Source organism: Rhodovarius crocodyli (assembly GCF_004005855.1).
GTDB classification, from domain to species: domain Bacteria; phylum Pseudomonadota; class Alphaproteobacteria; order Acetobacterales; family Acetobacteraceae; genus Rhodovarius; species Rhodovarius crocodyli.
The window spans coordinates 1-1480 of record NZ_SACL01000026.1; the positions used below are offsets into that span (position 1 = coordinate 1).

Annotated in this window: 2 protein-coding genes; both read right to left on the reverse strand. The window is 68.5% G+C overall.

Annotated features, from left to right (window positions below):
• Positions 1-345, reverse strand: a 345-nt coding sequence (locus EOD42_RS25590; protein WP_164868128.1) for a sugar nucleotidyltransferase, incomplete at its 3' end; no start/stop codon positions are given.
• The gene (gene rfbB / locus EOD42_RS25595) at positions 342-1412 is read right to left on the reverse strand and encodes a dTDP-glucose 4,6-dehydratase (protein WP_127790438.1); all 1071 of its coding nucleotides are present in this window, start codon (positions 1410-1412) and stop codon (positions 342-344) included. The genes EOD42_RS25590 and rfbB, both read right to left, overlap by 4 nt.
• Positions 1413-1480: the final 68 nt, after the last annotated feature.

The following is a 1480-nucleotide window of genomic DNA, read 5'->3' on the forward strand; positions in this document are numbered from 1 at the left end:
CCCGCCGCCGTAGATGATGTTGTCGCCCAGCGCCAGCGCGCAGGCCTCGCCCCCGATGAACTCCTCGCCGATCAGGAAGGCCTGCGCCAGACCGTCCGGCGAGGGCTGCTCGGCATAGCTCAGCGTGATGCCGAACTGGCTGCCATCCCCCAGCAGCCGCTTGAAGCTCGGCAGGTCGTGCGGGGTCGAGATCAGCAGGATCTCCCGGCAGCCCGCCAGCATCAGCGTGCTGATCGGGTAATAGACCATCGGCTTGTCATAGACCGGCAGCAGCTGCTTGCTCGCGGCCAAGGTCATGGGGTGCAGGCGCGTGCCCGAACCGCCCGCCAGGATGATGCCCTTCATTCGCCCGCCTTCTCGCTCTTGGTACCCAGCCGCTGCCCGGCATAGCCGCGCTCACGGATCGGCCGCCACCACGCCTCGTTGTCCAGATACCAGCGGATGCTGTGCTCCAGCCCGCTCTCGAAATCAAAGCGCGGCTTCCAGCCCAGCGCCTGCTCGGCACCCGAGGGGTCCATCGCATAGCGGAAGTCATGGCCGGGCCGGTCCCGCACGAAGGTGATCAGCCGCGCGCGCGGGCCCGCCGCATCCGGCCGCAGCCGGTCCAGCGTGGCACAGATCGCCTGCACCACCTGCAGGTTGCTGCGCTCCTGCCGCGGCCCGATGCAGTAGGTCGCACCCGCCTGGCCGTTCAGCAGCGCCATCACCAGCGCCTCGGCGTGGTCCTCCACATGCAGCCAGTCGCGCACGTTGGAGCCGTCGCCGTAGACCGGCAGCGGCCGGCCCTCCAGCGCGTTCAGGGTGACCAGCGGGATCAGCTTCTCGGGGAACTGCCAGGGGCCGTAGTTGTTCGTCGTGTTCGAGACGAAGGTCGGCATGCCGTAGGTGTGCCACCAGGCCCGCACCAGGTGGTCCGACGCGGCCTTGGAGGCCGAGTACGGGCTGCGCGGGTCATAGGGCGTGTGCTCGTCGAAGGGCGCGTCGCCGTGGTGCAGGGAGCCGAACACCTCGTCGGTCGAGACGTGGTGGAAGCGGAAGTCGTCCTTGGCGGCGGGGTCGAGGCCGGTCCAGTAGGCGCGCGCCGCCTCCAGCAGCACCTGGGTGCCCACGATGTTGGTCTGGATGAACTCGGCCGGCCCGTCGATGGAGCGGTCCACATGGCTTTCGGCGGCCAGATGGATCACGCGGCGCGGCCTGTGCGTGGCGAACGCCGCGCGCATCGCCTCGGCGTCGCAGATATCGGCCTCGATGTTCACCAGCCGCCGGTCGCCCGCATGCATGCCCAGCGCCTCGCGGCTCGCGGCATAGGTCATCTTGTCGATGTTCACCACGACCTCATCGGTCGCGGACAGCAGACGCCGCACCACCGCGGAACCGATGAAGCCGAAGCCGCCTGTCAGAAGGATCGTCACCGCGTGCCTCTCGGTTTCACAGGGAAGTTGAACGGTTTCCTAGGACGAGCAGGGAACAGCCTCAAGGG